Raw genomic sequence first — 23090 nt, 5'->3', positions numbered from 1 at the left:
AGCTAGCTGATCGCGGCCCCTCCGCTTCGCTCCGGACCGCTCAGGCCGCCACCGGCTCCTGCGGGGTCGGCTGAGCCGCGTTCTTGACCTTCTGGGCGTACATGTCGATGTACTCCCGGCCGCTCAGGGTCATGAGCTCGTACATGATCTCGTCCGTGACCGCGCGCTCGATGAACCGGTCCCCCGCCATTCCGGCATATCGGGAGAAGTCGAGTGCGGGGCCGAACTTGATGTGCACGCGCCGGAGGTTCGGCAGCTTCTGCCCGATCGGCTGCACTTTGTCCATGTTCATCATGGCCACGGGCACCACCGGGGCGCCGGACTCGAGGGCCAGGCGGGCGACGCCGGTCTTGCCGCGGTACAGCCGACCGTCCGGCGACCGGGTGCCTTCGGGGTAGATGCCGAAGATCCCGCCCGCGCGCAGGATGCTGAGCCCGACCTCGAGCGCGGCCCGGGCCGCCTTGCCGCCGGAGCGGTCGATGGGGACCTGACCGGTGCCCGCGAAGAACAGCTTCGTGAGCCAGCCCTTGATCCCCTTGCCGGTGAAATACTCCGCTTTCGCCGGGAACGTGACCCGGCGCCGGACGCTCAGCGGCATGAAGATCGAGTCGGCGAAGGAGAGATGATTGCTGGCGATGATCACCGGGCCGGTGGCGGGCACGTGCTCAAGCCCCTCCACCTTGGGTCGGAAGACCAGCTTCAGCCAAGGTCCGAGGACGATGTACTTGAGGAGCCAGTAGAGCACGGCCGGCCTTTCGGGATCGCGCGACAATCGGTGATGACCGTCGCAAAGAGCCTACGAACCAGTACGGCACACCACAACGCACTCCCGGAACGACGGCCGGGCATGTCAGGATTTCGGTCAGCGGTTTTTTCGCGGCGCACCCGGTCGTCGCGACGTCGGCCGCGGGGAGGGGCGAGCTGTGCCAGGGGGTGGGGCGCGGCGCGGCCGGCGGGACAACGGCCTGGTGGCGCAGGAATACGCGGTGGTGGGCGACGTCGACCCGCGGGTCGGCGAGCATCTGCTGGAGATGCTGGCGGAGGGCGGGATCGCCGCCTATCTGCAGCCTGCCTCCGACCTGCATCCGCTGACCCGCACCACGACGCTGCCCGCGCGGCCGACCGACCGGCTCTACGCCGATCGGGAGCACCTGTCCACCGCGCAGGACTATCTCGCCCAGCTCACGTCGGCCGTGCCCGAGCAGAAGACCCCGGCCGGGGAGTCGGCGGCGCCGGTGCCGCTGGAGGGCACGGCCCCGCCGACCCAGTCCGACGAGGACGCGTTCGCGGCGATCGTGGCCGGCTTCCACACCACCGTCGACCCGACGGTCGCGGTGCCCTGGCCGGCCGCCGAGGACCTGGACTCCTCCAGCACCGCCGCGCCGGACATGGACACCGAGCCGGCCCCGCGCACGTCGCTGCGCCGGCCCTCTGACGCCGTGGACCGCTCGCTGCTGGACAGCCTCGACACCTTCGGCACCAACCTGCCGGACGACGAGGAGGAGGACGAGGGCTACACGCCGCCGCCCCCTCCCCCGCTGCCCCGGGTCGCGCCGGTCACGATCGTGGCCGTGCTCGCCCTGGCCGCCGGGCTCGTCCTGCTGTTCTGGCCCGACCTGCTGCCGCTGGGCTCGCAGACCACGCTCTTCCTGGGCTTCGCGGGCGTGCTGGCCGGCTTCGTGACCCTCGTGCTGCGGCTGCGCCCCGGCGACGAGGAGGACGACGACCCGGACAACGGCGCCCGGGTCTGAGCTACCCGCCGGCCTTGCCGAGCCAGTCCGCGATCGCATCGATCGGCTCCTGCCAGCGCGCGTCGAGCATGAGGTCGTGGCCCATGCCGGGGAAGAGCAGCGGGGAGCCGCCGTAGCGCCGGGCCACCCACTCCAGGGCGGAGCCGGCGACCACGCGGTCGTCGGGGCTGCCCACGACCAGCACCGGCGGGGCGCCGACCGGGGCCTCGGGCTGGCGGCGGGTGATGAGCTGGCGCTGGGCGCCGCCGGGGACCCGCTGGAGGCGCTGGACGTAGGCCTGGCTCGCGTTGGCCGGCAGCGCCCGGCTGAACAGCTGCTCGCGGCCGAGGGTGACCCGGCCGCCGAAGATCCCCGGCAGGGTGCCCACCGGGTTGCGCCCGAGCAGGCCGAACGCGGTGCCGAGGCCGCCGAAGACCGGGGCGACCAGCACGCCGGCCCGCACCGGGTAGCGCGCCATCGCCATGGCCACCACCAGCGCGCCGGCGCCGTGGCCGACCAGGACCGCCTGGCGCGGCAGCCCGGCCGCGACCTGGGTCACGTCGTGCACGTAGTCGCGCAGGCGGGCCTGGGGCGCCGGGCCCGAGCCGCCGTGGCCGCGCAGGCTCATGGCGTACGCCGGGAAACCCCGCTGCGCCGTGTGCTCCAGCCAGTGCTCGGCGAAGGCCCAGGCGCCGTGGCCGTAGCCCGGCACGAACAGCACCGGGGTCGCGGCGGGGTCGGCCGGGCCCGGGGGCTGCGCGTCGAGGACCTCGCGGCGCACCGGCTCGGGCGGGTCCGCCCACTCGTCCGACCTCATGACGCGCGTGGTCATCGGACCGCCTCCAGCTCGTGGAGCGACTTCTCGAGCTCCTTGAGGTACACGAAATGGCTCACCTCGAACCAGTGGCGCGTCGAGTCCGTGACCTTGGCCTGGGTGTACCGCCGATCGCCCTCGACCCGCAGGCGCGCCCAGACGGCCTGCGCGCGGTCGGGTGCGGCGTCGAGAACCCGCAGCCACTGCGCGATGAACACGGCCTGCCAGTGCGAGAGCGTGAACAGCGCCGAGTCCGGCTGCAGCAGCCCGGCGACGGCGAGCGTGGGGTGGGTGCGGGAGAGCATCTGCAGGGCCAGGCGGGGCCGGCCGGACGCGTCGGACGAGAGCAGCTCCGGGGCCAGGAACTCGAACTTCGGCAGGTAGCCGGTGGCCATGACGACCAGGTCGGGGTCGATCGAGCGGCCGTCGGCGAGCACCACCTCGTAGCCGTCGAAGTGCTTGACGTCGGGGACCGCGAGCACGTCGCCGTGGCCGAGGTAGTACGGCAGCTGGCTGTTGACCAGCGGGTGCATCTCGAGGATGCCGTGCTCGGGCTTCGGCAGGCCGAAGCGGGTCAGGTCGCCGACGGTCATGTTGATCGTGCGGTGCAGCAGCCACTGGCGCACCCGGGCGGGCAGCCGCATCGCCAGAATCCGGTCGTTGACCTGGTCCGCGGGGCGGCCGAGGGCGAACTTGGGGGCGTACCAGTAGCCGCGCCGCGTCGAGTGCCAGCACTTGGCCGCCTGCTGGGCCGCCTCGACGGCGATGTCGCAGCCGGAGTTGCCGGCCCCGATCACGAGCACCTTGCGGCCGCGCAGCTGGGCGGCGTCCTTGTACTGGCTGGCGTGGATGACCTTGCCGCGGAACTCGGCGAGCCCCTCGTAGTCGGGCATCTTCGGCGCCCAGTTGTGCCCGTTGGCGGCGACGACGGCGGCGTACCGCATGGTGCGCGGCGCCCCGCCCCGGGAGCCCTTCACGGTCACGTCCCAGCGCGGGGGCCCGCCGCCGGGGTCGTCGACGGGCTCGGCCCGGGCGACCTCGGTGCCGAACCAGATGTGCTCGCGCAAGCCGAAGTGGTCGGCGTAGCGCTCGAAGTACTGCAGCATCTGCGAGTGATGCGGGTAGTCCGGCCAGTCGTCCGGCATCGGGAAGTCGGGGAACTGCGTGAACGGCTTCGACGAGATCAGGTGCGTGCTGGCGTAAACCGGGCTGCGGTCGTGCCGCCAGTTCCAGCCCCCGCCGACGCCGGTCTCGCGCTCGTAGCAGTCCACCCCGAACCCGGCCTCGCGGAGGTTCTTGATCGCGGTGAGGCCGGTGCCGCCGGCGCCGATGACGCAGACGGTGTCGCCGCGGTCGTAGACGGGCTCGCCGTCACGCCAGTGGGTCGCGTTCCCGGCGAGATCATCGAACCGACCGTCAGCGCTCACCGCGGCATCATCCCGGATTTATGCGTCAATTTCCAGGTCGGCGATCACCGGGAAATGATCGCTGGCGGCGCGGGACTGCGGCGTGTCGATCACGTCGTACTGCAGGACCGTGATCCGCGGATCGGCGAAGATCACGTCGAGGCGCTCGCGGGCCGCCGTGGCCGGGAAGGTCGGCCGCTCGTCGAACCCGTCCGCCGTCGCGGCCGCGTCGGTGAGCCCGTCGCCGATCATGCGCCAGGCCGCCCCGCCGGAGTTCTCGTTGAGGTCGCCGGCGAACACCAGCGGCTCGGCGACCTCCGCCATGTGCGCCTTGAGCAGCTCGGCCTGGGCCGGGCGCTCGGCCGAGTCGGTCGACAGGTGCGAGCCGGCCGCGACGAACGTGGACCGGCCGACGCGGCACCGCACGAAGGCGGCGCCGCGCATGTGCCGGCCGGGCGTCAGCGGGTAGCGCAGGTTCCACGACTCCACGGCGCGCACCCGCAGGTTGGTGAGGATCAGGTTGCCCAGCGCCGGCAGCCCGCCGCCGCCGATGACGAGCTCCAGCTCGCGGCTCAGGGCCGCGCACTTCTGCCGCCAGCGGAAGCGCCGCGGCGCCTCCTGGAGGATCGCGATGTCCGGCGCCGCCTCGCGCACCACCGACGCGAGCGCGCGCCGGTCGTCCTTGAGGCCGTGCAGGTTGTACGACAGTACCCTGATCTTCGTCACCGATTCACCTACATACGTGCCAGATCCGCTGCGCCGACCACGCCGGCCAGGTTGCCCATCAGTGCCGGGCGGACGTCCGCGACCGGGAGCCGTCCGCGCTGGGCCAGCTGCTCCTCGTAGCTGGCCCGGGCCGGCTTGAGCAGCAGGTCACCGGCGTCGATCACGCCGCCGCCGACCACGATGACCTGCGGGTCCAGCGTCTGCACCAGGTCCGCGAAGGCGACCCCGAGCCAGCGCCCGACCTGCTCGAACGCGCCGATGGCGACCGGGTCACCGAGCCGCGCGGCGGCGGTGACCGCCGGGCCCTGGATCGCGTCCGGGTCGCCGCCGGCCTCGCGCAGCAGCACCGCGGCCGCCTCGGGGCGGGCCTTGGCGTCCGCGCGGGCGAAGCGGACCAGGGCGTTGCCGCTGGCGTACTGCTCCAGGCAGCCCTTGCGCCCGCAGCCGCACGGGTGGCCGTCCGGGACCATCGTGGTGTGCCCGACCTCGCCGGCGACGCCGTTCGCGCCGCGGATGAGCCGGCCCCCGAGCACGATGCCGCTGCCGATGCCGGTTCCCACCGTGTACAGCACCATCGAGTCGTCGGCGTCGTGCGCGGCGCCGAAGCGGAACTCGGCCCAGGCCGCCACGTTGCCGTCGTTCTCCACGACGGTGGGCAGGCCGACCGCCTGCTGGATCTTGTCGCGCAGCGGCTCGTCGCGCCAGGCGAGGTTGGGCGCGAACTGCACGATCGAGCGGGTCGCGTCGACCCAGCCGGCCGCGCCGATGCCGACGGCGTCCACCCGGTGCGCGGCCGAGAGTTCCTTGATCACGTCGATGATGCGCTCGGCGGTCTCGCCCGGGTCCTGCGCGGGCGTGTCGCGCCGCGTCTGGACGAGCACGTCGCCCGCGGTGTCGACGACACCGCCGAGCACCTTGGTTCCGCCGATGTCGACGCCGATGGTCAGACCCACTGCGGCTGGCTCCTCTCGTTGCTGCTCGGGGTCAATCCTGTTCGACGTCACTGTCGGTGGTTGACGTTTCGTGCGTGGCCTTGTGCCAGGCGTCGGTGTCGGTGTCGGCACCGCCCCGCTCCGGCTGCTCCGGCCGCTTCGGCGCCGCCGGGGGCGGGCTGAACTGCCGCAGGAACGACGCCACGCCGGCGGCCACGTCGCCGGCTCCCGTCGCCAGGCGCTCGGCGAAGTCCGGATCCGGGTCGCGGGCGGCGGCGATGGCCTTGCACAGCGGGCACACGCAGCACTCGGCGGAGCCGGTGGCGAAGCCGGTCGTGCTGTTGGCGGCCATGGACACGGCCGCGAGCGCGGCGGCGACCAGGCGCTCGGCCTCCTCGCGGGGATCCCTCATGAGCCCTCGACCCGCCGCTTGAGCTCCTTGAGCGCGGTATCCATGATCATCTTCTCGGCCTTGCGCTTGAACATCCCGAGCATCCCGATCGCCAGCTCCACCGACAGGGAGTAGGTCACCGTGGAGGTGCCGTCCGCGTTGGCGCCGATGTCGTAGGAGCCGTTCTGCTGCTTCTGCACCTTCGACGGGGCGGTGAGGCTCCACTCGATGCGGCTCAGGTCCTCGGCGTAGGCGTACTGCAAGGTGTACTCATCGGACACCGGGCCCGAGTCGAGCACGAAGTGGACCTGGCTGGCGTAGCCGTCCTCGTACTCCTCGACCACCTCGGCCGACTTCACCGCCGCCACCCAGTCCGGATAGCGGGCGAAATCGGCGATGACCGCGGCGACCCGCTCCGGGGGCGCGTCAATGACGATCGACTGAGTCGAAGTGTCGGCCATGCGTGGCAGGCTACCTCTGCCGCGGCACGCGCGGGGCGTCGGCTCGCCTGCTGGCAGGCACCTCCGTGTAATTGGGGTGTGGGCGCCCTGTGCGTGCTGTTACGCGGAACGGCACGCGCGGGGCGTCGGCTCGCCTGCTGGCAGGCACCTCCGTGTAATTGGGGTGTGGGCGCCCTGTGCGTGCTGTTACGCGGAACGGTAGGTTCCCGATACAGAAGTACAGCGTCGAAATGGAGCCGGACGTGCGCGAGTTCTCCGTCCCCGCCGCGGTCACCGTCGCCGAGACGGCCACACTGACCGACCCGGTCTGGGACAACGCCGCCGTGGCCCCCGCCACGGTGCAGTTCCAGCGCCTGGTGGACGGCACCTGGCAGGACGTGACCTGTGCGGATTTCCTCGACCAGGTCGTGGCGCTGGCCCGGGGCCTGCTGGCGGCCGGCATCGAGCCGGGCGAGCGCGTCGCGCTCATGAGCAAGACCCGCTACGAGTGGACCCTCATCGACTACGCGATCTGGACCTGCGGCGCGGTCACCGTCCCGATCTACGAGACCTCCAGCCCCGAGCAGGTGGCCTGGATCCTCGAGGACTCCGGCGCGGTCGCCTGCTTCGTGGAGACCGACGCGCACCGCGACGCCGTGGCCCAGGTGCGCGAGCGGGCGACCACGCTGGCCCACGTGTGGCAGATCGACGGCTCGCCGGGCGCGGTCGAGCAGCTCGTCGGCGACGGGGCGGCCGTGGCCCGCGAGGACGTCGACCGGCGGCGCACCGCGACCAAGGCCGACGACCTGGCGACGATCATCTACACCAGCGGCACGACGGGCCGCCCCAAGGGCTGCATGATCACCCACCGCAACATGCTCTCCGACATCGTCAACGCGATCCCGGAGCTGCGCTCGCTGTTCAACGAGGGCGCCCGCACGCTGCTGTTCCTGCCCCTCGCCCACTCGTTCGCCCGGCTCATCCAGATCGGCGTGGTCCAGGCCCGGGCCACCATGGGGCACACGGCCGACACGAAGAACCTGGCCGACGCGCTGAAGAGCTTCCGGCCCACGTTCGTACTGTCCGTGCCGCGCGTGTTCGAGAAGGTCTACAACACCGCGAAGCAGCGGGCCCAGGCCGACGGCAAGGGCGCGATCTTCGACCGGGCCGAGCGGGTGGCGATCGACTACAGCGCGTCGCCGTCGCCGGGGCTGCTGCTCAAGGCCCAGCACGCGCTGTTCGACCGGCTCGTCTACGGCAAGCTGCGGGCCGCGCTCGGCGGCCAGTGCACGCGGGCCATCTCCGGCGGCGCCCCGCTCGGCGAGCGGCTCGCGCACTTCTACCGCGGCATCGGGGTGACGATCTACGAGGGCTACGGGCTCACCGAGACCTCGCCCGCGACCAACGCCAACCGCGACAACGGCGTGAAGATCGGCACCGTCGGGCGGCCGCTGCCGGGCGTGACGATCCGCATCGACGACGACGGCGAGATCCTCGTGCAGGGCGACATCGTGTTCAAGGGCTACTGGAACAAGCCCGAGGCCACCGCCGAGGTGATCGACGAGGACGGCTGGTTCCACACCGGCGACCTCGGCGAGCTCGACGACGACGGGTTCCTGCGCATCACCGGGCGCAAGAAGGAAATCATCGTCACCGCCGGTGGCAAGAACGTCGCGCCGGCCGTGCTCGAGGACCGGGTCCGGGCCCACGCGCTGGTCAGCCAGTGCATGGTCGTCGGCGACCGGCAGCCGTTCATCGCCGCGCTGGTGACCATCGACCCCGACGCGCTGCCGGCCTGGAAGCGCGACAACGGCAAGCCCGAGGACGCCTCGATGGAGAGCCTGGCCGGCGACGAGCAGCTGCGCGCGGAGATCCAGAAGGCGATCGACGAGGCCAACCAGGCGGTGTCGAAGGCGGAGGCCATCAAGGTCTTCCGAATCCTGCCCCGCGACTTCACCGAGGCGACCGGGGAGCTCACTCCGTCGTTGAAGGTGAAGCGCAACGTCGTGATGCAGGAGTACGCCGGCGAGATCGCCGCCATCTACGAGCGCTGAGCACCACCCGACCGCAGTGTTGACAACCCCGGCCGCCTGAAGGGATCGCAGTTGACGGACCTGTCCGCTACCCGCACGGCCGCGCCGGCTCGCAGCACGCCGGCCGGTGAGCGCGCCGGGGCGACCGTGGCGCAGGCGCGCTCGGCGATCGTCGTCGTGCGGGTGCTGCTGCTGGCCCTCGTCGCCGTGCTGCTGCTCTCCGACGACGTGCGCGGTTCCGAGCTGCTCTGGCTCGCGCTGCTGCTCGCCGCCGCGGTCGTCGCGACCGTCGCGCCAGACTCGCACGAGGTCGGCCGGCTCGGCCGGACCGCCGAGGTCCTCATCACCGCCTTCGCCGCGTCCACGCTCAACCACGACGCCGAGGCGCTGCTGCTCTACCTGCCGGTGCCGATCGTCGCGGCCGCGCTGTCCGAGGGGCGCCGCCTCGCCGGGGCCTATCTGGCCGCGGCGGCCGCGCTGCTCGTCATCGGCGGCGCGGTCGAGGGGCGGCTCGACGAGCGGGACTATCTCGCCGCGGGCGGCACCTGGCTGGTCGTCGCCGGGGTCGCCGCGTTCCAGGCCACGATGCTGCAGCGGGTGCTGCTGGCCCGCCGGCCCGAGGCCACGCCGCAGCCCTACGCCGAGGCCACGCGCCTGCTGACCCAGCTGCGCAGCGTCGCCCGGCAGCTGCCCGGGGCCACGCTCGACCCGGGCGGGCTGGCCGAGCACCTGCTCGACGAGGTCCGCGCGCTGGTGCCCTCCACCCGCGGGGCCGTGCTGTCCGGCAGCGGCGGCGGGCGGCTGGTCGTGCTGGCCCAGGCCGGCGTCGAGCGGCTCGACTGGGAGACGGCGCTGGACACCGAGAGCGCGGTCGCCGACGCGTGGGCCACCCAGCAGCCGGTCGTCTCCGGGCGCTCGCAGGCCCGCTCGGTCGCCCGCGGGCAGAGCATCTCCTCGATGGCCGTGCCGCTCATCGCCGGGGTGCGCACCGTCGGGCTGATCGTGCTGGAGTCCGACTCCCCCGGCTCCTACCCGGCCGCGCTGGTCAGCAAGGTCCAGTCGGTGACCGGGGCGGCGGCGCTGCGGCTCGAGGCGGCCCTGCTCTTCGACGAGGTCCGCTCCCTGGCGACGACCGAGGAGCGGCAGCGGCTCGCCCGCGAGATCCACGACGGGGTGGCGCAGGAGCTGGTCATGGTCGGCTACGGCATCGACAACGCGGTCGCCGCGCTGCCCGACGCCGAGGCGGCCGAGGAGGAGCTGCGAATCCTGCGGGCCGAGGTCACGCGGGTCATCACGGAGCTGCGGCTGTCGCTGTTCGAGCTGCGCAGCGAGGTGGACCGCTACGGCGGGCTCACCGCGGCGATCTCCGACTACGCACGGACCGTCGGCGCGTCGGCCGGCCTGCGGGTGCATCTCTCGCTCGACGAGACCACCGCCCGGCTGCCGGCCGCCGTCGAGGCAGAACTGCTGCGCATTGCCCAGGAAGCCATCACCAACGCGCGGAAACACGCCGGCGCGGAGAATCTTTGGGTAACGTGCGCGGTCGATCCACCGTTCGCACAGGTAGAAATATCCGACGATGGCAGCGGCATCGGCGAGAACCGCCCGGACGGCCACTATGGTCTTGCGATCATGGCCGAGAGGGCGGAACGTATCCGGGGCCGGTTGGAGATCACGCCACGCGTGCCGAATGGGACCACAGTGGCGGTTGTGCTCGGAACCGCACCGCGTGCGCGGTAGCGTGAAGGCACCCAGAGGGAGAGAGCACCGGGAATGTCTACTACCGCGACGCCGACGACTCGCACCAAAGTGCTGCTCGTCGACGACCACGATCTGATTCGCCGAGGGCTGCGGCACGCGTTCGAGCGCGACCGCCAGTTCGAGGTGGTGGGCGAGGCCGCGACCGCCGCCGAGGCGATCCGCCAGGCCGGCGCGCTGCAGCCCGACGTCGTGATCATGGACCTCCGGCTGCCCGACGGCAGCGGGCTGGAGGCCACCCGCGCCCTGCGCAAGACCAGCAACAGCATGGGCATCGTGGTGCTGACCATGTATGCGGGCGACGACCAGCTCTTCGGCGCGCTCGAGGCCGGCGCCTCCGCGTTCGTGCCCAAGACCGCCCCGGCCGACGAGGTCGTGGCCGCGGCCCGGCACGCCGCCTCGGCGCCCAGCGCGTTCACCGCGGCCGACCTGGCCGAGGCGATGAAGCGCCGGCTGGCCCCGAGCGGCCCGCAGCTGTCGCCCCGCGAGGGCCAGGTGCTGCGCCTGCTCGCGGACGGCATGAGCGTGGCCGGCATCGCCAAGCAGCTGTTCGTCTCCGAGTCCACCGCGAAGACGCACATCTCGAAGCTCTACGAGAAGCTGGGCGCGGCCAACCGTGCCCAGGCCCTCATGACGGCATTGCGCCTCGGTCTGCTCGAAGCCCCCGACGCCCCCAGTTTCTGACGCGTTCTTCCCCCACCCCCGCCAATCGCGCTGACGGCCGGCTCCCGATACCCCCGGGCAGCCGGCCGCGCCATTCCCGGAATGCGCCGGCGTGGATACGCCTGCCGTTTCCGGCCGCGTTTCCCGTCGCTTTCGATTCCGGCGCCCGGCCGCGTTTCCCCGTCACCGATTTCCGCGCCGCTGCCGTCCGGCTCCGTTTCCGAGCGACTTCGACCCGGCCCTATCGCGGGGCGAGGAGGGACTGGAGGCGGGCGGCCTGTGTTTCCCAGCGCCATTCGGACTCGACCCAGGCCCGGCCGGCCGCGCCCATGCGCTCGGCCAGGTCGCGGTCCTGGAGCAGGGTGATGAGCCGGTCGGCCACCGCCCGCACGTCGCGGCCGGGGACCACGAAGCCCGTCTCGCCCTCCCGGACCGCGTTGGGGGCGCCGCCCGAGTCGCCCGCGAGGACGGGCAGGCCGGTGGCGGAGGCCTCGAGGTACACGATCCCGAGCCCTTCGACGTCGAGACCGCGGCGCCTCGTGCGGCAGGGCATCGCGAACACGTCCCCGGCCGCGTAGTGCGCGGGCAGCTCGGCCCACTCGACGGGGCCGGTGAAGACCACGTCGCCGCTCACGCCCTGCTCGCGGGCGAGGCGTTCGAGGGTCGCGCGGTACGGGCCGCCGCTCACCACCAGCAGCGCCGCGCCCGGCACCGCCCGGCGGATCCGCGGGAGGGCCCGGATGAGCACGTCCTGGCCCTTGCGCGGCACCAGCCGGGAGACGCACACGATGACCGGGCGGCCGCCCAGCCCGTGACGCTCCCGCACCCCCGAGCCGTCGACCCGCGGCGAGTAGGCGTCCACGTCCACGCCCGGCGCGAGCTGCTGCAGGTCCGTCAGGCCGCCGATGGCGCGGCCGAGGCGCACCCGGAAGTACTCCCCCAGGTACGTGACCACGTCCGTCCCCCGCGCGATGCGCCGCAGCAGGCTCCGCGCGCCCGGCAGCGCCGCCCACCCGGCCTCGTGGCCGTGCGTGATCGCCACCGCGCGCTCGATCCCGGCGCGGCGGCGCAGGCCCTCGGCGAGCAGCCCGAGCGGGGCCGCGGCGCCGAACCAGACCCGGTCGCAGCCGCGGGCGCGGGCGATCTCGGCGGCCCGCCGGGCCACGCGCGGGGTCGGCAGCAGCATGCCGGTGTTCTCGCGGACGACCTCGAACGGCTGCTCGGCGTCGAACTTCCCGGCGCCCGCGAAGGTCGACGCGTAGACGACGACCTCGTCGCGGGGCTGGCGGACGGCGAGGTTGTGCACGAACTGCTGAATCCCGCCCGGCCGGGGCGGGAAGTCGTTGGTGATCAGCAGTGAGGTCGCCACCGGCAGACTGTACCGGCGCGGGCCACAGGACCCGGCCACGAGGCGCCGCGGGCCAGGGCTCAGGGGTCAGGCGTCGAGCCACCTGGTCCAGGCCGGGGCGACCAGGCGGGTCAGGGCCTCGTAGCCGGCCGCGCCCGGATGGGCACCGTCGCCGTCGCGGACCTCGCGCATCCAGACCGGGTCGCGTACCAGGTCGGGCAGCGTGCTCACGTACGGCACCCGCAGCTCCCGGCAGGCCTCCGCGAAGGTCTCGTCGAGGGCGGCGAGCGCGCGGTTGACCGGCTCGTCGTCGATCGGTGGCGGGCCGACCACGAGCCGCGGCCACGCGGCGGCGCCGGTCAGCAGGGTGCGCAGACGGCCGGCGGAGTCGGCCGCGGGCAGGCCCTGCACGGTGTCGTTGACCCCGAAGGAGAGCACGATCCGCGCGTCGCAGCCGTCCGGCAGGCGCGGGGTGCACTCGGCGCGCCAGCGGGCCAGCACGTCGGCCGACGTGTCGCGGCGGATGCCCAGGTTGTAGGCGGTCAGCGGGGTGCCGCGGCGATGGGCCAGCGCGGCGAGCCGGCCCGCCCAGCCGAGGCACTGGGGATCGCCGACGCCGGCGACGAAGGAGTCCCCGAGGAAGCACATGCGCACATCCGACGACATGGGTCCATTGCATCTGAGTGGCGCTACCCAGCGCGAATTGGGTACCCCGACTCAGGCCCGCGCCCCGGCCCGACCGGCAGATTCTTCGCATGCCGTACACGCTCGCTGACGGGGGCGCCGCGACCACGCGGCGACGGGACGTGGTGTACCGGCGGGTCACGCGCGCGCTGGCGGTCGCGCTCGTGCCCGTCGCCTGGCTCGCGGCACCGCACCGGTGCGCGAGGACCGCCCGGGAACGGGCACCGCGCGGCTCGCGCGCGCGGACGCTCGGCTCGCGCGGCCGGACGCTCGGCTCGCGCGCGCGGACGCTCGGCTCGCACGCGCCGACGCTCGGGCCCGCGCGGCACCGGGCCTGCCAGTGGGCGCTCGCGGCGCGGTTCCCGGCCGAGGAGCTGGCCGGGCTGACGGGGGCGACGCGGGCCGCGTTCGAGGCGGCCCGCGCCGAGGCCCTGTGGCGCCACGGCGAGCTGATCGGCCTGACGTCGGGCTATCGCGACCCGCGGGAGCAGGCCCGGCTCTTCGCCGCGGCGGTCGCCCGCGACGGGTCGGTCGCCGCGGCCTGGCGCCGGGTGCTGCCGCCGCACGCGTCGCGGCACGTCGCCGGGACCGCGCTGGACGTGCGGCCGACCGAGGGCGCCCGCTGGCTCGAGCGCCACGGCGACCGGCACGGGCTCTACCGGACCTACGACAACGAGTGGTGGCACTTCGAGTACCGGCCGGACGGGCGGCCGGTACGCCTGCCGCACCCCGGGGTCCCCGAGCCGTGCCCGCCGCGGCGCCCCGATTCACGCACGTGCATGAGCGCGGCAAGTCGGCGATGATCGCTGCGATGTCCACGCCGATCCCGCCCACCCAGATCCCGTCCGCCCAGATCCCGTCGACCCAGGTCCCGCCCACCCGGATCCCGCCCGTCGCCACGCCGCGGCAGCGGACCGCGGCCCTCGCCGGTGCGCTCAGCGGCGCGCTGCTGCTCGTGGCCACGTCCTCGGCGCACTCGCCCGACGGCGGCCCGGGCAACCCGGTGCTCAACCTCGCGCTGCAGGCCAGCCCGCGCGACGCGTTCGACGCCGCCTACGAACTGGGGCCGATCGTCGTCATCGTGGCCGCGCTCGTGCTGCTGCGCCGGTGGCCGGTGCTGATGGCGGGGGCGGGGCTGCTGGCGGTACCGATGCTGCTGCCGATGGAACTGGCACGGCACCTGCCGCTGTCGGTGTCGCTGCTGACCCGCTGCGCCCAGCCGCTCGCGCTCGTCGCCGTGCTCGCGGCCGCCCAGGCGATGCTCCGGCGCGGCGAGACCGGCCGGGGCACGCTGGTCGCGGGACTCGGCGTCGGGACCACCCTGCTCGGCATGGCCATCGCCGACGCCTGGTGGCAGCCGTACGGCGCCGTCTACGACTGGCAGCGCACGCTCGTCGTGCTCGGGATCGCCGGCGCGGCCACGGCGGCGTGGCTGCTGCGCGGGCACGACCCCGCGGCCCGCCCGGACGGCCCCGAGCACCAGGGCTGGCCCCGGCTGCGGCTGGTCCTGGCCGGCGGCCTCGCACTGGCGCTCGCCTTCCCGCTCGGCCTGCTCACGCCGGACCGCCTCGCGCTGCTGCTCGGGGTCTCGCAGAGCGCGATGTACCGGCACGCGTACGTGGCCGGGGCCGTCATCGGCACCATCACGCTCATCGTGGTCGCCGCGCTCGCGGCGATGGCCGGCCCCTGGTCCCTCGGCGGGGCCCTGACCGCCGCGACGGCCCAGGTCGGCATGGTCGCGCCGCTCATCCTGGCGATGGGGGCGCTGCGGTACACCACCCTGCCCTTCTTCTCCGTGCTCGGCGGGCTGGCCCTCGGCGCGGGCCTGGCCTGGACCCGGCTGCGGGTCCCGCTCACCGCCGGCGTGACCGTGGCCGCCGCGACCGCGCTGTTCATCGCGTACGCGGCCACGACCGGCCACCCGGAGAAGCTCGCCAACCAGGGCAGCCTCGTGCCGGGCGTCCTCATCGCGGTGCTCATCACCGCGGCGGCCACGGCGATCGTCGGCACCATCGCGCCGACCCTCGCCCCGTCGGGCGCCGCACCCGCGACCCTCGGCCCGCTCGCGGTCGTGCTCGCCCTCGGCGGGCGGCAGGCGATCGAGGCCACGTACCTGCAGGACGGCCTGCCCGCCTCCTCGTACTTCAACCCGGTCTTCCACCTCACCACGTCGGCCGTCCTGCTCCTCGTCGCCGCGGCGGGCGTCGGCGGGCTCGGCTTCGCCCAGCAGTGGGCGTCGCGCCGCGCGGACCGCCTGCGCGCGGAGCAGATCCGCCGCGAGGCCGCCGAGGCCGAACGCAACCGGCTCGCCCGCCCCATCCACGACGGGGTCCTGCAGGTGCTCGCCCTCATGCAGCGCCACGGCAACGAGCTCGGCGGGGCCGGCCCTCAACTCGCCACCCTCGCCGGCGAGCAGGAGCAGGCGCTGCGCAACCTGCTCTCCGGCGGCCCCATCGCGCCCGCGGCCAACCGCCTCGACGTGCGCGCCACCCTCACGGCCCTCGCCTCCCCGACGGTCGAGGTCGCGGCGCCCGCGGATCCGGTGCTCCTGCCGGCCGCCGCATCCACCGAGCTCACCTCCGCCGTCCAGGCCGCCCTCGACAACGTCCGCCGCCACGCGGGCCCGACGGCGCGCGCGTGGGTCCTCGTGGAGGACGAGGGCGATGCCGTACGCGTGACCGTCCGCGACGACGGCGTGGGCTTCGCACCGGAGCGCCTCGCGGAGGCCGCGGACGCCGGGCGGTTAGGCGTGGCGCAGTCGATGCGGGGGCGCATCGCGGACCTGGGCGGGACGACGGAGATCTACAGCCGCCCCGGCAAGGGCACCGAGGTCGAGTTCTACGTCCCCCGCCGCCGCGACTCCCCCACCTGACGCGGCCGTCCCCTTCGCGATGCCAGCACCGCCGACCAGGCAGGGCTCGTGCTCCGGCTCGGCTCCTCCCCGTCGACCTCCGCCGCGGCGACGCGAGAACTCGATCGGTTGACGGCGCGGGCAGGGGCGGCCTCGGCCGGGGCGATGCCCCCGGGCGCGCGAAGCCGGGACGGTCGCGGCCGGTCAGAACGGACGCAGGCTCGCTCGCGCGGGACCGGCGAGACGGCTCGCGGGATTGCCGAATCCCGGACCGTTCCGCCCGGCTGAGAACACGGACGTGGCTGGACTCGGCCGAACGGCGTGCGCCCGGCGAGACGGATCGCGGGTCTGCCGAGTTGCAGACGGCCGCAGCGGGTCGCGCGGGCTCGGCTGGGGCGCGGAGTTGAGGACGTTCGCGGCTGGTCGGGGCGGGCACGCGTGGGCTCGGCTGGGGCCGTGGAGTTGCAGACGGCCGCAGCGGGTCGCGCGGGCTCGGCTGGGGCGTGGCGTTGCGGACGGTCGGGCGGCACGCGTGGGCTCGGTTGGGCTGTGCGGGCGGCGAGGCGGGTTGCGGGTCGCGTGGGCTCGGCTGGGGCGTGGCGTTGCGGACGGTCGGGCGGCACGCGTGGGCTCGGTTGGGCTGTGCGGGCGGCGAGGCGGGTTGCGGGTCGCGTGGGCTCGGCTGGGGCGTGGCGTTGCGGACGGTCGGGCGGCACGCGTGGGCTCGGTTGGGCTGTGCGGGCGGCGAGGCGGGTTGCGGGTCGGCGGGGTTGCGGACGGTTGCGGCAGCGCGGGCGTGCGGGGCAGGCGGCGAGGCGGGTTGCGGGTCGGCGGGATTGCGGGCGGTTGCGGCTGGGCGGGCGTGCGGGCGGTTGCGGCGGGGCAGCGTGCGGGCGGGGCGGGTGCGGGCTAGGGGTGGGCGCGGGCCCAGGCTCGGGAGGCGGCCATGCGTTCGACCGCTGTCGGGTGGCTGCCGAAAAGGAACTGCTCCAGGGGGTTGGGGTCCGGGTCGCCCAGGTTGACCAGGGCCAGGCGGCCCTGCATGGCCTCGAACTCCTTCGGATTCGAGGTCAGCCGCAGGGCGTGTTCGTCGGCTCGGGCCTCGACTCGGCGGGAGACAAAAGCCTGGGCCGGGCCGGCGAACAGGCTCGCGATCGTGGCCAGCGCCAGGAGCAGGGCCAGGGCCCGGGGTTCGGCGATCGAGTCGACGCGGGCGAGGCGGAGCAGGGCCGACCAGGAGCCGATCAGGTAGAGGGCGCAGACCGCCGCCGCGGCGCCCAGGGCGCCCAGCAGGGTGCCGGTCAGAACGTCGCCGTCCTTGGCGTGGCCGAGCTCGTGGGCCACCACGGACTCGACCTCGGCCGGCGGGGCCTTCTCCAGCAGGGTGTCGTAGACGACGATGCGCCGGGTCGGGCCCAGGCCGGAGACGTAGGCGTTCACGGCCCGGGTGCGCCGCGACGCGTCGGCGACGAGCACGTCGCGGACCGGGACGCCGTCGCGGGCGGCCAGGGTCATGAGGCTCGTGCGCAGCTCGCCGTCGGGCATCGGGGTGAACTTGTTGAACACCGGCTCGACGAGGACGGGCAGGATGAACGAGAACAGGATCGTGAGCACCGCGGCGCCGGCCGCGCCCCAGGCCCACCACCAGCGCGGGGCGAAGTGGGTGACCGTGTAGAAGCCGACGAGCACGATCGCGCCGATGACGGCGCCGACGGCGTAGCCCTTGAGCAGGTCGACGGTCCAGGCGCCCCAGCCCTGGGTGGACAGGCCGTAGCGGCGCAGGATCGACTGGCGCCACGCGGACAGGGGCAGCGCGACGACCTCGCCGACGAGGGTGACGACCAGGCCGCCGAGCAGAGCGCGGGCCAGCCAGTGGCCGCCGAACGGGCGACCGGCCTGCTCCACGAGCCAGGCGCCGGCCGGGGTGAGGCCGAGCACGAGGGCGACGATGAGGCCGAGGACGATCGAGAGATACATCCCCGGTCGCAACGCCGCATGGAAGGCGCGCCCCTGGGCGACCGCGTCGTGCGGCAGGGTGTCGAGCGCGGCGAGCTGATCGGCGCGCGGCGCGGGCGGCGCCGACCACGGCACCCGCAGCAGCGCGACGACGGCCGCGGCGACGAGCAGCACGACGAGCGTGATCGTGGCCCAGAGACGGGGAGTCATCGTGTCAGCCTATGCGGCACACCGCCGGCCGCGCCCGGCACGAGGAGCGTGATCGCGGGACGGAAGCGGGTGGTCATCGCGCCGCCGGCCGCGCCCGCACGCCAAGCCTGATCGCGGGACCGAGGGTGGGCCATCGCGCCGCCGGCCGGGCCCGGCACGAGGAGCGTGATCGCGGCACGGAAGCGGGTGGTCATCGCGCCGCCGGCCGGGCCCGGCACGAGGAGCGTGATCGCGGGACGGAAGCGGGTGGTCATCGCGGCGGCCTACGCGGCGCGCCCGCGGCGACGGCGGGGTGAGGGCACGGGGGTCACGGGGATGGCCTCGAAGTGGGTGGGCTCCAGGACGGTGACGTCGAACCCGGCCAGCTCGAACACCTCGATGGCGCGCACCTCCTCGGCGCCGAGCTGGTGCAACGCGGGCGGGGTGTCGAGCAGCAGGGTCACCACGCAACTCCTGCAGGCGTTGCCCCGCACCGAACAGCTTTCGCAGTCGACGAGCATCGCTCCTCCAATACCGACGATCCGCCGGAGCCGGGATCCGCCCGGCATATGGCGTATCGGTGAACCCGATAGCACGAACGGTAGCGAGGGGGTACGACAAAAAATGCAAACGCCCAGGTCAGAACTCTGATCACGGAGCGTACAGAGGGGCGTCGGACCCGCCGGCGCGCGGCGGTGCGGGAAACAAGGCGCCGAACGAGCCGCGCAGGAAGCGGGGCGCCGCAGGAAGCGGGGCGCCGCAGGAAGGCAGGGGTCAGGAGCGGGACAGGCGGCGCAGGAGGGTGTCGGAGGAGAGGGGGTAGGCGCCGTGGCGGCGTACGCCGTCGATGACCTCCTTGTCGGAGGAGATCACCACGATCGGGCGCCCCGCGGGTTCGGCTCGGACCAGGCGCCGGATCAGCTCGTCGGCCGTCTCGCCCTTGCGGGAGAACAGCACGCGCACGCCCCGCGGCGCCGGTGGCAGGCCGTGCACCCGCTCGGCGCCGTCGAACACGACGGTGACCTCGGCGCGGGTCTGCGCCGCGAGGCCGCCGACCCCGGCGATGAGGCGGTTGCGCTGCTGCTCGAGGGAGATCTCCGCGTACCCCTTCTTCGTGACGTTGTAGCCGTCGACGATCATGTGCGCCTTGGGCAGGCTCAGCAGCTGGTCGAGGCGGGCCGGGTCGTCGGCGTCCAGGGCGCGCGCGGCGGCGGTGACGCCCTCGGGGCGCTCGGCGGCGACGTCGGCGACGAAGTCGGCCGGGAGCTTGTCGGTCGGGTCGAGGGCGAGCTCGCGGCGCAGGCCGACGGCGGCCTGGCCGATGGTCTCGAGCAGCAGCCAGAGGCGGGCGTCGTCGACGGCGCGGGCGTCCTTGGCGCTCTGCCGCTGGGCGCCCGCGGCGGTCTCGGCCTCGGCCAGGCGGGCCCGCAGGCGGCGCAGCTCGGCGTCGTGGTCGGCGTTGACCTTGGCGGCGCGGCCCTTCTCGGCCGCGAGCATGTCGGTGGCCTTGCGCTCCTTGGCCTGCGACTCGCGCAGCGACTTGCCGAGCGCACGGGCCTCCTCGCGCAGGCCGGCCGTCTCGTCGCGGAGCCGGGCGAGCTCGTCGCGCAGCTTCTCGGCCTCGACGCGGGCGACGGCGCGGTCGTGCTCGGCGCGCGCGAGGCGCTGCTCGACGTCGCGGAGGCGCTCGGAGGCGACGGCCCCCTCGGCCTCGGCGCGCACGGTCTCGGTCGCGTCGGTGACGAGCCGGCGCCAGCCGTCGGGGCGGGCGAGGTACGCCAGCGCCGCCACCTCGACCGGGTCCGCCGCCGCCGGGGCGACCCCCTCGAGCACGGCCGCGCCCAGGTCACCGGCGTCGTTGACCACCCGGGTGGCCAGGCGCTGACGCAGCAGCGGGTCGCCGGAGAGCTGCATGGCGATGACGGGGCCGCCGAGGCGGGCGCGGCGGTTCGGGGCGAACTTGGCCACCCGGCGCAGCGGCATGGGCAGCTCTTCCAGCGGGAGCCCGGTCATGGCGCCCGCCGCGAGGGCGATCACTCGCTGCCGAACGACCTCGGGAAGCACCGGCTCGAGTTCGTCCTCCGTGGCCTGCGCAGCCTCCACCGCGGCCTCGACCTCGAGGTCGTCGGGAGCGTCGTGCGCAGACATCACTCCAGTGTCGCATTGTCGACCACATTCGCCCGGGATGGTGTCCAGGACGGCCGCCTTACCTCGGACGGCTAAAAGCTGACATATCCTTGTTTCACCCGATTAGGTGTACGGCTTGGGAGGCGGGGATGGCGGTACCGGTACCCAGCAACGAGGCGGACCGCGTCTCCGAGCTGCATGCGATGGCTGTCCTGGACACGCCGCCGGAGACCGATTTCGACGACATCGTCCGAATCGCGAGCGAGGTCTGCGGCGCGCCGATCTCGCTGGTCACGCTCGTGGACACCGAGCGGCAGTGGTTCAAGGCCAAGGTCGGCGACATGGATCTGGAGGAGACGCCCCGCGAGGTGGCCTTCTGCGCCCACGCGATCATGGGCCGCGACCTCATGGTGGTGCCCGACGCCACCGCGGACGCGCGCTTCGCCGACAACCCGTACGTCACCCAGAACGACGGCATCCGCTTCTACGCCGGCGCTCCGTTGCTCACGGCGGCAGGCGCGGCCCTGGGCACCCTGTGCGTCGTCGACCACAGCCCGCACCGGCTCAACCTCGACCAGATGAGGGCGCTGCGGGCCCTCGCCAAGCAGGTCACCGAGCTGCTCGAGCTGCGCCGGCTGGTGGTGTCCGACGACCTGCGGGCCCGGCCCGAGCCCCGGGCGGTGGACCTCGCCTACCTGACCGAGGCCCGCATCCTGGAGCTGCGCGGGATCGCGGACGCCCGCAACATCGCCATCACGCTCGGGCTGACCGACCCGGCAACGATCCACGCGGACCCGGCGCGGCTGTCCCGCGCGCTCGACTACGTCATCTTCGGCGCCCTCAAGCTGGCCCCGGCCGGCGGCCGGGTCGCGGTGCGGGTGCTGGGCACCCCGGTGCCGACGATCGAGATCGGCCACGCCGGCGGCAGCATCCGGCCCGAGTGGCAGGCCGACCTCGCCGGGCTGCGGCCCGCCGACGAGCCCGTGCCCCGGGCCGTGGCCGACATCCTGCGCGCCCACGGGGCCACCGTCATGGACACGTCGGCCATGATCGGCTCCCCCGACGTGCGCATCGAGCTGCGGTTCCCGCCCCACTAGGAATTTTTTGTCACACCCTGGTCGTAGTGTGCGCCCGTGCCCCACTACCACCAGGAATCGCTCGACGCCCTGTTCGACGACCCGCGCGCCGCCACCCTGTTCTCCACCACGTTCGTCGTGGTCGACCTGGAGACCACCGGCGGCGCCCCGGACGGCGGCGGCATCACGGAGATCGGCGCGGTGAAGGTCCGCGGCGGCGAGATCCTGGGCGAGTTCGGCACCCTGGTCAACCCGGAGGAGCGGGTGCCGGCGTTCATCACGGTGCTCACCGGCATCACCGAGATGATGCTGCTGGAGGCGCCGCGGCTGGAGACGGTGCTGCCGAGCTTCCTCGAGTTCGCCCAGGGCGCGGTGTGGGTCGCGCACAACGCGCCCTACGACACCGGGTTCCTCAAGGCGGCCTGCGCCAAGCACGGCTACGCGTGGCCGAAGCCGATCGTGCTCGACACCGCCGCGATCGCCCGGCGCGCGATGGTCGCCGACGAGGTGCCCAACCATCGCCTGTCGACCCTCGCGCGGCACTTCCGGGCCTCGACCCAGCCGGTCCACCGGGCGCTGGACGACGCCCGGGCCACCGTGGACGTGCTGCACGGGCTCTTCTCCCGGCTCGGCAGCCTCAAGGTGCACACCGTCGGCGACGTGATCGAGTTCGTCAAGGCGGTCAGCCCGGCCCAGCGGCGCAAGAAGCACCTGGCCGAGGGGCTGCCCGACGCGCCCGGGGTCTACATCTTCCGGGGGCACAAGGACCGGCCGCTCTACATCGGCACCAGCTCCTCCATCGCGACCCGGGTGCGCAGCTACTTCACGGCGGCGGAGAAGCGCGCGCGGATCAGCGAGATGATCAACGCGGCCGAGCGCGTCGAGGCCATCCCGTGCGCGCACTCGCTGGAGGCCGAGGTGCGCGAGCTGCGCCTGATCGCGGCGCACAAACCGCCGTACAACCGCCGCTCGAAGTTCCCGGAGCGCGTGGTCTGGCTCAAGCTCACCGCGGAGGCCTACCCGCGGCTGTCGATCGTGCGGGAGGTGCAGGGCGACGGCGCCGCCTACCTCGGGCCGTTCGGCTCGCGGCGCTTCGCCGACCTCGCGGCGGCCGGGCTCTACGACGCGCTGCCGATCCGCCAGTGCACCCACAAGCTGTCGCTGCGCACCCAGACCCCGGCGTGCGCGCTCGCCGAGCTGGGCCGCTGCCCGGCCCCGTGCGAGCACCGGATCTCGGCCGAGGACTACGAGACGGCGGCCGCGGCGCCGTTCCGGGCGGCCACGGTCGGCGACCCCGGGCCGGTCGTGCGGGGACTCATGGCGCGGATCGAGGCCCTGGCCGAGGCCGAGCGCTACGAGGACGCGGCGACGATCCGGGGCCGGCTCGTCGCGTTCCTGCGCACCGCGATCCGCCAGCAGCGGCTGGCCGGGCTGAGCGGGCTGCCCGAGGTGGTGGCCGCGCGCCCCTCGGCCTCCGGGGGCTGGGAGATCGCGGTGGTGCGGCACGGGCGACTCGCGGCCGCAGGCGTTTCACCCCCGAGGGTGCATCCACAGCCGACGCTGGATGTGGTGTTGGCCACAGCGGAAACCGTCCAGCCCGGGCCGGGACCGACGCCGCGGGCCTCCCCGGAGGAGACCGAGCGCATTCTGGCGTGGCTCGAGCGGCCCGAGACGCGGCTGGTCAAGACCGATATCGGCTGGTCGTCGCCGGTGGACGGGGCCGCGCGGTGGCGGCCGTTCCTCGTGCGGGCCGAGGCGGCCGCCTCGGTTCAGACCGACTTGGACGGGTAGGTACATCGGACGAACGACCATACTCAAATGACCGATCGGATGCCCGGTGGGAAACTAGGCTGGAACCTACCCAAACCCAGGCCTGTGCAGGCCCGTCGGTGAGGAGGTGCCGCTATGGAGCCCGGAATGCAACCCGGCGCGTCTTTTGGTGCGGGCTCCTCCCCGGCACCGGGCG

At 73.9% G+C, this 23090-nt stretch carries 21 protein-coding genes; 8 read left to right on the top strand and 13 right to left on the bottom strand.

Going from position 1 to position 23090, the window contains the following annotated elements; genetic code table 11:
• Positions 1-40 precede the first annotated feature (40 nt).
• A complete protein-coding gene (locus tag AC6JBM_RS52525) occupies positions 41-745 on the bottom strand; it encodes a lysophospholipid acyltransferase family protein (RefSeq protein ID WP_433609349.1) in 705 nt (234 codons plus the stop codon).
• 178 nt (positions 746-923) lie between these two features.
• Here AC6JBM_RS52525 and AC6JBM_RS52520 point away from each other — a divergent pair, with 178 nt between their 5' ends.
• Positions 924-1751, top strand: a complete 828-nt coding sequence (locus AC6JBM_RS52520) for a DUF308 domain-containing protein (RefSeq protein WP_350614954.1) — start codon at positions 924-926, stop codon at positions 1749-1751.
• Position 1752: 1 nt separating this feature from the next.
• Here AC6JBM_RS52520 and AC6JBM_RS52515 read toward each other — a convergent pair whose 3' ends face one another.
• From AC6JBM_RS52515 to AC6JBM_RS52490, 6 genes are read right to left on the bottom strand one after another with little or no spacing between them, the layout of a single operon-like run.
• Complete coding sequence (locus AC6JBM_RS52515) at positions 1753-2547, bottom strand: alpha/beta hydrolase (protein ID WP_497980987.1); 795 nt, start codon at positions 2545-2547, stop codon at positions 1753-1755.
• Positions 2548-2558: 11 nt separating this feature from the next.
• The gene (locus AC6JBM_RS52510; RefSeq protein WP_497980986.1) at positions 2559-3971 is read right to left on the bottom strand and encodes a flavin-containing monooxygenase; all 1413 of its coding nucleotides are present in this window, start codon (positions 3969-3971) and stop codon (positions 2559-2561) included.
• Positions 3972-3989: 18 nt separating this feature from the next.
• The gene (locus AC6JBM_RS52505; protein WP_497980985.1) at positions 3990-4676 is read right to left on the bottom strand and encodes an endonuclease/exonuclease/phosphatase family protein; all 687 of its coding nucleotides are present in this window, start codon (positions 4674-4676) and stop codon (positions 3990-3992) included.
• Between the two features lie 8 nt (positions 4677-4684).
• Complete coding sequence (locus tag AC6JBM_RS52500) at positions 4685-5629, bottom strand: ROK family glucokinase (RefSeq protein WP_497980984.1); 945 nt, start codon at positions 5627-5629, stop codon at positions 4685-4687.
• 31 nt (positions 5630-5660) lie between these two features.
• Positions 5661-6020: a hypothetical protein gene (locus AC6JBM_RS52495; protein WP_497980983.1), complete on the bottom strand. Its 360-nt coding sequence runs from the start codon at positions 6018-6020 to the stop codon at positions 5661-5663.
• Complete coding sequence (locus tag AC6JBM_RS52490) at positions 6017-6460, bottom strand: SRPBCC family protein (RefSeq protein WP_350614963.1); 444 nt, start codon at positions 6458-6460, stop codon at positions 6017-6019. Before AC6JBM_RS52490 ends, AC6JBM_RS52495 begins: the two co-directional genes overlap by 4 nt.
• Before the next feature lie 242 nt (positions 6461-6702).
• Between AC6JBM_RS52490 and AC6JBM_RS52485 the strand changes: the two genes are divergently transcribed.
• The 3 genes from AC6JBM_RS52485 (at position 6703) to AC6JBM_RS52475 (ending at position 10914) form a co-directional block, all read left to right on the top strand.
• Positions 6703-8493, top strand: coding sequence for an AMP-dependent synthetase/ligase (locus tag AC6JBM_RS52485; RefSeq protein ID WP_497980982.1), 1791 nt, complete (start codon positions 6703-6705; stop codon positions 8491-8493).
• Between the two features lie 126 nt (positions 8494-8619).
• Positions 8620-10212, top strand: a complete 1593-nt coding sequence (locus AC6JBM_RS52480) for a sensor histidine kinase (RefSeq protein WP_497986731.1) — start codon at positions 8620-8622, stop codon at positions 10210-10212.
• A gap of 33 nt (positions 10213-10245) precedes the next feature.
• Positions 10246-10914 (top strand): response regulator transcription factor, encoded by a 669-nt coding sequence (locus AC6JBM_RS52475; RefSeq protein WP_344610478.1) that lies wholly within the window; start codon positions 10246-10248, stop codon positions 10912-10914.
• Between the two features lie 220 nt (positions 10915-11134).
• Here the strand turns inward: AC6JBM_RS52475 and AC6JBM_RS52470 are convergent, their stop codons facing one another.
• Entirely contained in the window at positions 11135-12262 is a 1128-nt protein-coding gene (locus AC6JBM_RS52470) for a glycosyltransferase family 4 protein (RefSeq protein WP_497980981.1), read from the bottom strand.
• A 66-nt stretch (positions 12263-12328) separates the two neighbouring features.
• Entirely contained in the window at positions 12329-12907 is a 579-nt protein-coding gene (locus tag AC6JBM_RS52465; RefSeq protein ID WP_497980980.1) for a GDSL-type esterase/lipase family protein, read from the bottom strand.
• 89 nt (positions 12908-12996) lie between these two features.
• Between AC6JBM_RS52465 and AC6JBM_RS52460 the strand changes: the two genes are divergently transcribed.
• Both AC6JBM_RS52460 and macS read left to right on the top strand, forming a co-directional pair.
• A complete protein-coding gene (locus tag AC6JBM_RS52460; protein WP_497980979.1) occupies positions 12997-13728 on the top strand; it encodes a D-alanyl-D-alanine carboxypeptidase family protein in 732 nt (243 codons plus the stop codon).
• Positions 13729-13736: 8 nt separating this feature from the next.
• Complete coding sequence (gene macS / locus AC6JBM_RS52455; protein ID WP_497980978.1) at positions 13737-15797, top strand: MacS family sensor histidine kinase; 2061 nt, start codon at positions 13737-13739, stop codon at positions 15795-15797.
• A gap of 888 nt (positions 15798-16685) precedes the next feature.
• Here macS and AC6JBM_RS52450 read toward each other — a convergent pair.
• The 4 genes from AC6JBM_RS52450 to AC6JBM_RS52435 all read right to left on the bottom strand — a co-directional run bounded on the left by AC6JBM_RS52450 (position 16686) and on the right by AC6JBM_RS52435 (position 20069).
• Positions 16686-17942, bottom strand: a complete 1257-nt coding sequence (locus AC6JBM_RS52450) for a M48 family metallopeptidase (protein WP_497980977.1) — start codon at positions 17940-17942, stop codon at positions 16686-16688.
• Positions 17939-18196 (bottom strand): hypothetical protein, encoded by a 258-nt coding sequence (locus AC6JBM_RS52445; protein WP_497980976.1) that lies wholly within the window; start codon positions 18194-18196, stop codon positions 17939-17941. Before AC6JBM_RS52445 ends, AC6JBM_RS52450 begins: the two co-directional genes overlap by 4 nt.
• A gap of 9 nt (positions 18197-18205) precedes the next feature.
• Positions 18206-18442: a hypothetical protein gene (locus AC6JBM_RS52440; protein WP_497980975.1), complete on the bottom strand. Its 237-nt coding sequence runs from the start codon at positions 18440-18442 to the stop codon at positions 18206-18208.
• 253 nt (positions 18443-18695) lie between these two features.
• Positions 18696-20069, bottom strand: a complete 1374-nt coding sequence (locus AC6JBM_RS52435) for an NYN domain-containing protein (RefSeq protein WP_497980974.1) — start codon at positions 20067-20069, stop codon at positions 18696-18698.
• Positions 20070-20197: 128 nt separating this feature from the next.
• On the opposite strand from AC6JBM_RS52435, the gene AC6JBM_RS52430 reads away from it, so the two are divergent.
• Together AC6JBM_RS52430 and AC6JBM_RS52425 are read left to right on the top strand one after the other, a co-directional pair.
• The gene (locus tag AC6JBM_RS52430; protein ID WP_497980973.1) at positions 20198-21145 is read left to right on the top strand and encodes a sensor histidine kinase; all 948 of its coding nucleotides are present in this window, start codon (positions 20198-20200) and stop codon (positions 21143-21145) included.
• A 36-nt stretch (positions 21146-21181) separates the two neighbouring features.
• Positions 21182-22915: a DEDD exonuclease domain-containing protein gene (locus tag AC6JBM_RS52425; RefSeq protein WP_350614978.1), complete on the top strand. Its 1734-nt coding sequence runs from the start codon at positions 21182-21184 to the stop codon at positions 22913-22915.
• Positions 22916-23090: the final 175 nt, after the last annotated feature.

This window comes from Dactylosporangium thailandense (assembly GCF_059739745.1).
The sequence above is the reverse complement of the archived record's forward strand: the minus strand, read 5'-3'. Positions and strand labels throughout refer to the sequence as shown.

Bases quoted from the DNA above. Each gene is read 5' to 3' on its own strand.
- macS (WP_497980978.1), top strand. From the start codon at position 13,737: ATGTCCACGCCGATCCCGCCCACCCAGATCCCGTCCGCCCAGATCCCG.
- AC6JBM_RS52450 (WP_497980977.1), bottom strand. From the start codon at position 17,942: ATGACTCCCCGTCTCTGGGCCACGATCACGCTCGTCGTGCTGCTCGTC.
- AC6JBM_RS52495 (WP_497980983.1), bottom strand. From the start codon at position 6,020: ATGAGGGATCCCCGCGAGGAGGCCGAGCGCCTGGTCGCCGCCGCGCTC.
- AC6JBM_RS52475 (WP_344610478.1), top strand. From the start codon at position 10,246: ATGTCTACTACCGCGACGCCGACGACTCGCACCAAAGTGCTGCTCGTC.
- AC6JBM_RS52435 (WP_497980974.1), bottom strand. From the start codon at position 20,069: ATGTCTGCGCACGACGCTCCCGACGACCTCGAGGTCGAGGCCGCGGTG.
- AC6JBM_RS52460 (WP_497980979.1), top strand. From the start codon at position 12,997: ATGCCGTACACGCTCGCTGACGGGGGCGCCGCGACCACGCGGCGACGG.
- AC6JBM_RS52445 (WP_497980976.1), bottom strand. From the start codon at position 18,196: ATGACCACCCGCTTCCGTCCCGCGATCACGCTCCTCGTGCCGGGCCCG.
- AC6JBM_RS52490 (WP_350614963.1), bottom strand. From the start codon at position 6,460: ATGGCCGACACTTCGACTCAGTCGATCGTCATTGACGCGCCCCCGGAG.
- AC6JBM_RS52430 (WP_497980973.1), top strand. From the start codon at position 20,198: ATGGCGGTACCGGTACCCAGCAACGAGGCGGACCGCGTCTCCGAGCTG.
- AC6JBM_RS52515 (WP_497980987.1), bottom strand. From the start codon at position 2,547: ATGAGGTCGGACGAGTGGGCGGACCCGCCCGAGCCGGTGCGCCGCGAG.
- AC6JBM_RS52465 (WP_497980980.1), bottom strand. From the start codon at position 12,907: ATGTCGTCGGATGTGCGCATGTGCTTCCTCGGGGACTCCTTCGTCGCC.
- AC6JBM_RS52440 (WP_497980975.1), bottom strand. From the start codon at position 18,442: ATGCTCGTCGACTGCGAAAGCTGTTCGGTGCGGGGCAACGCCTGCAGG.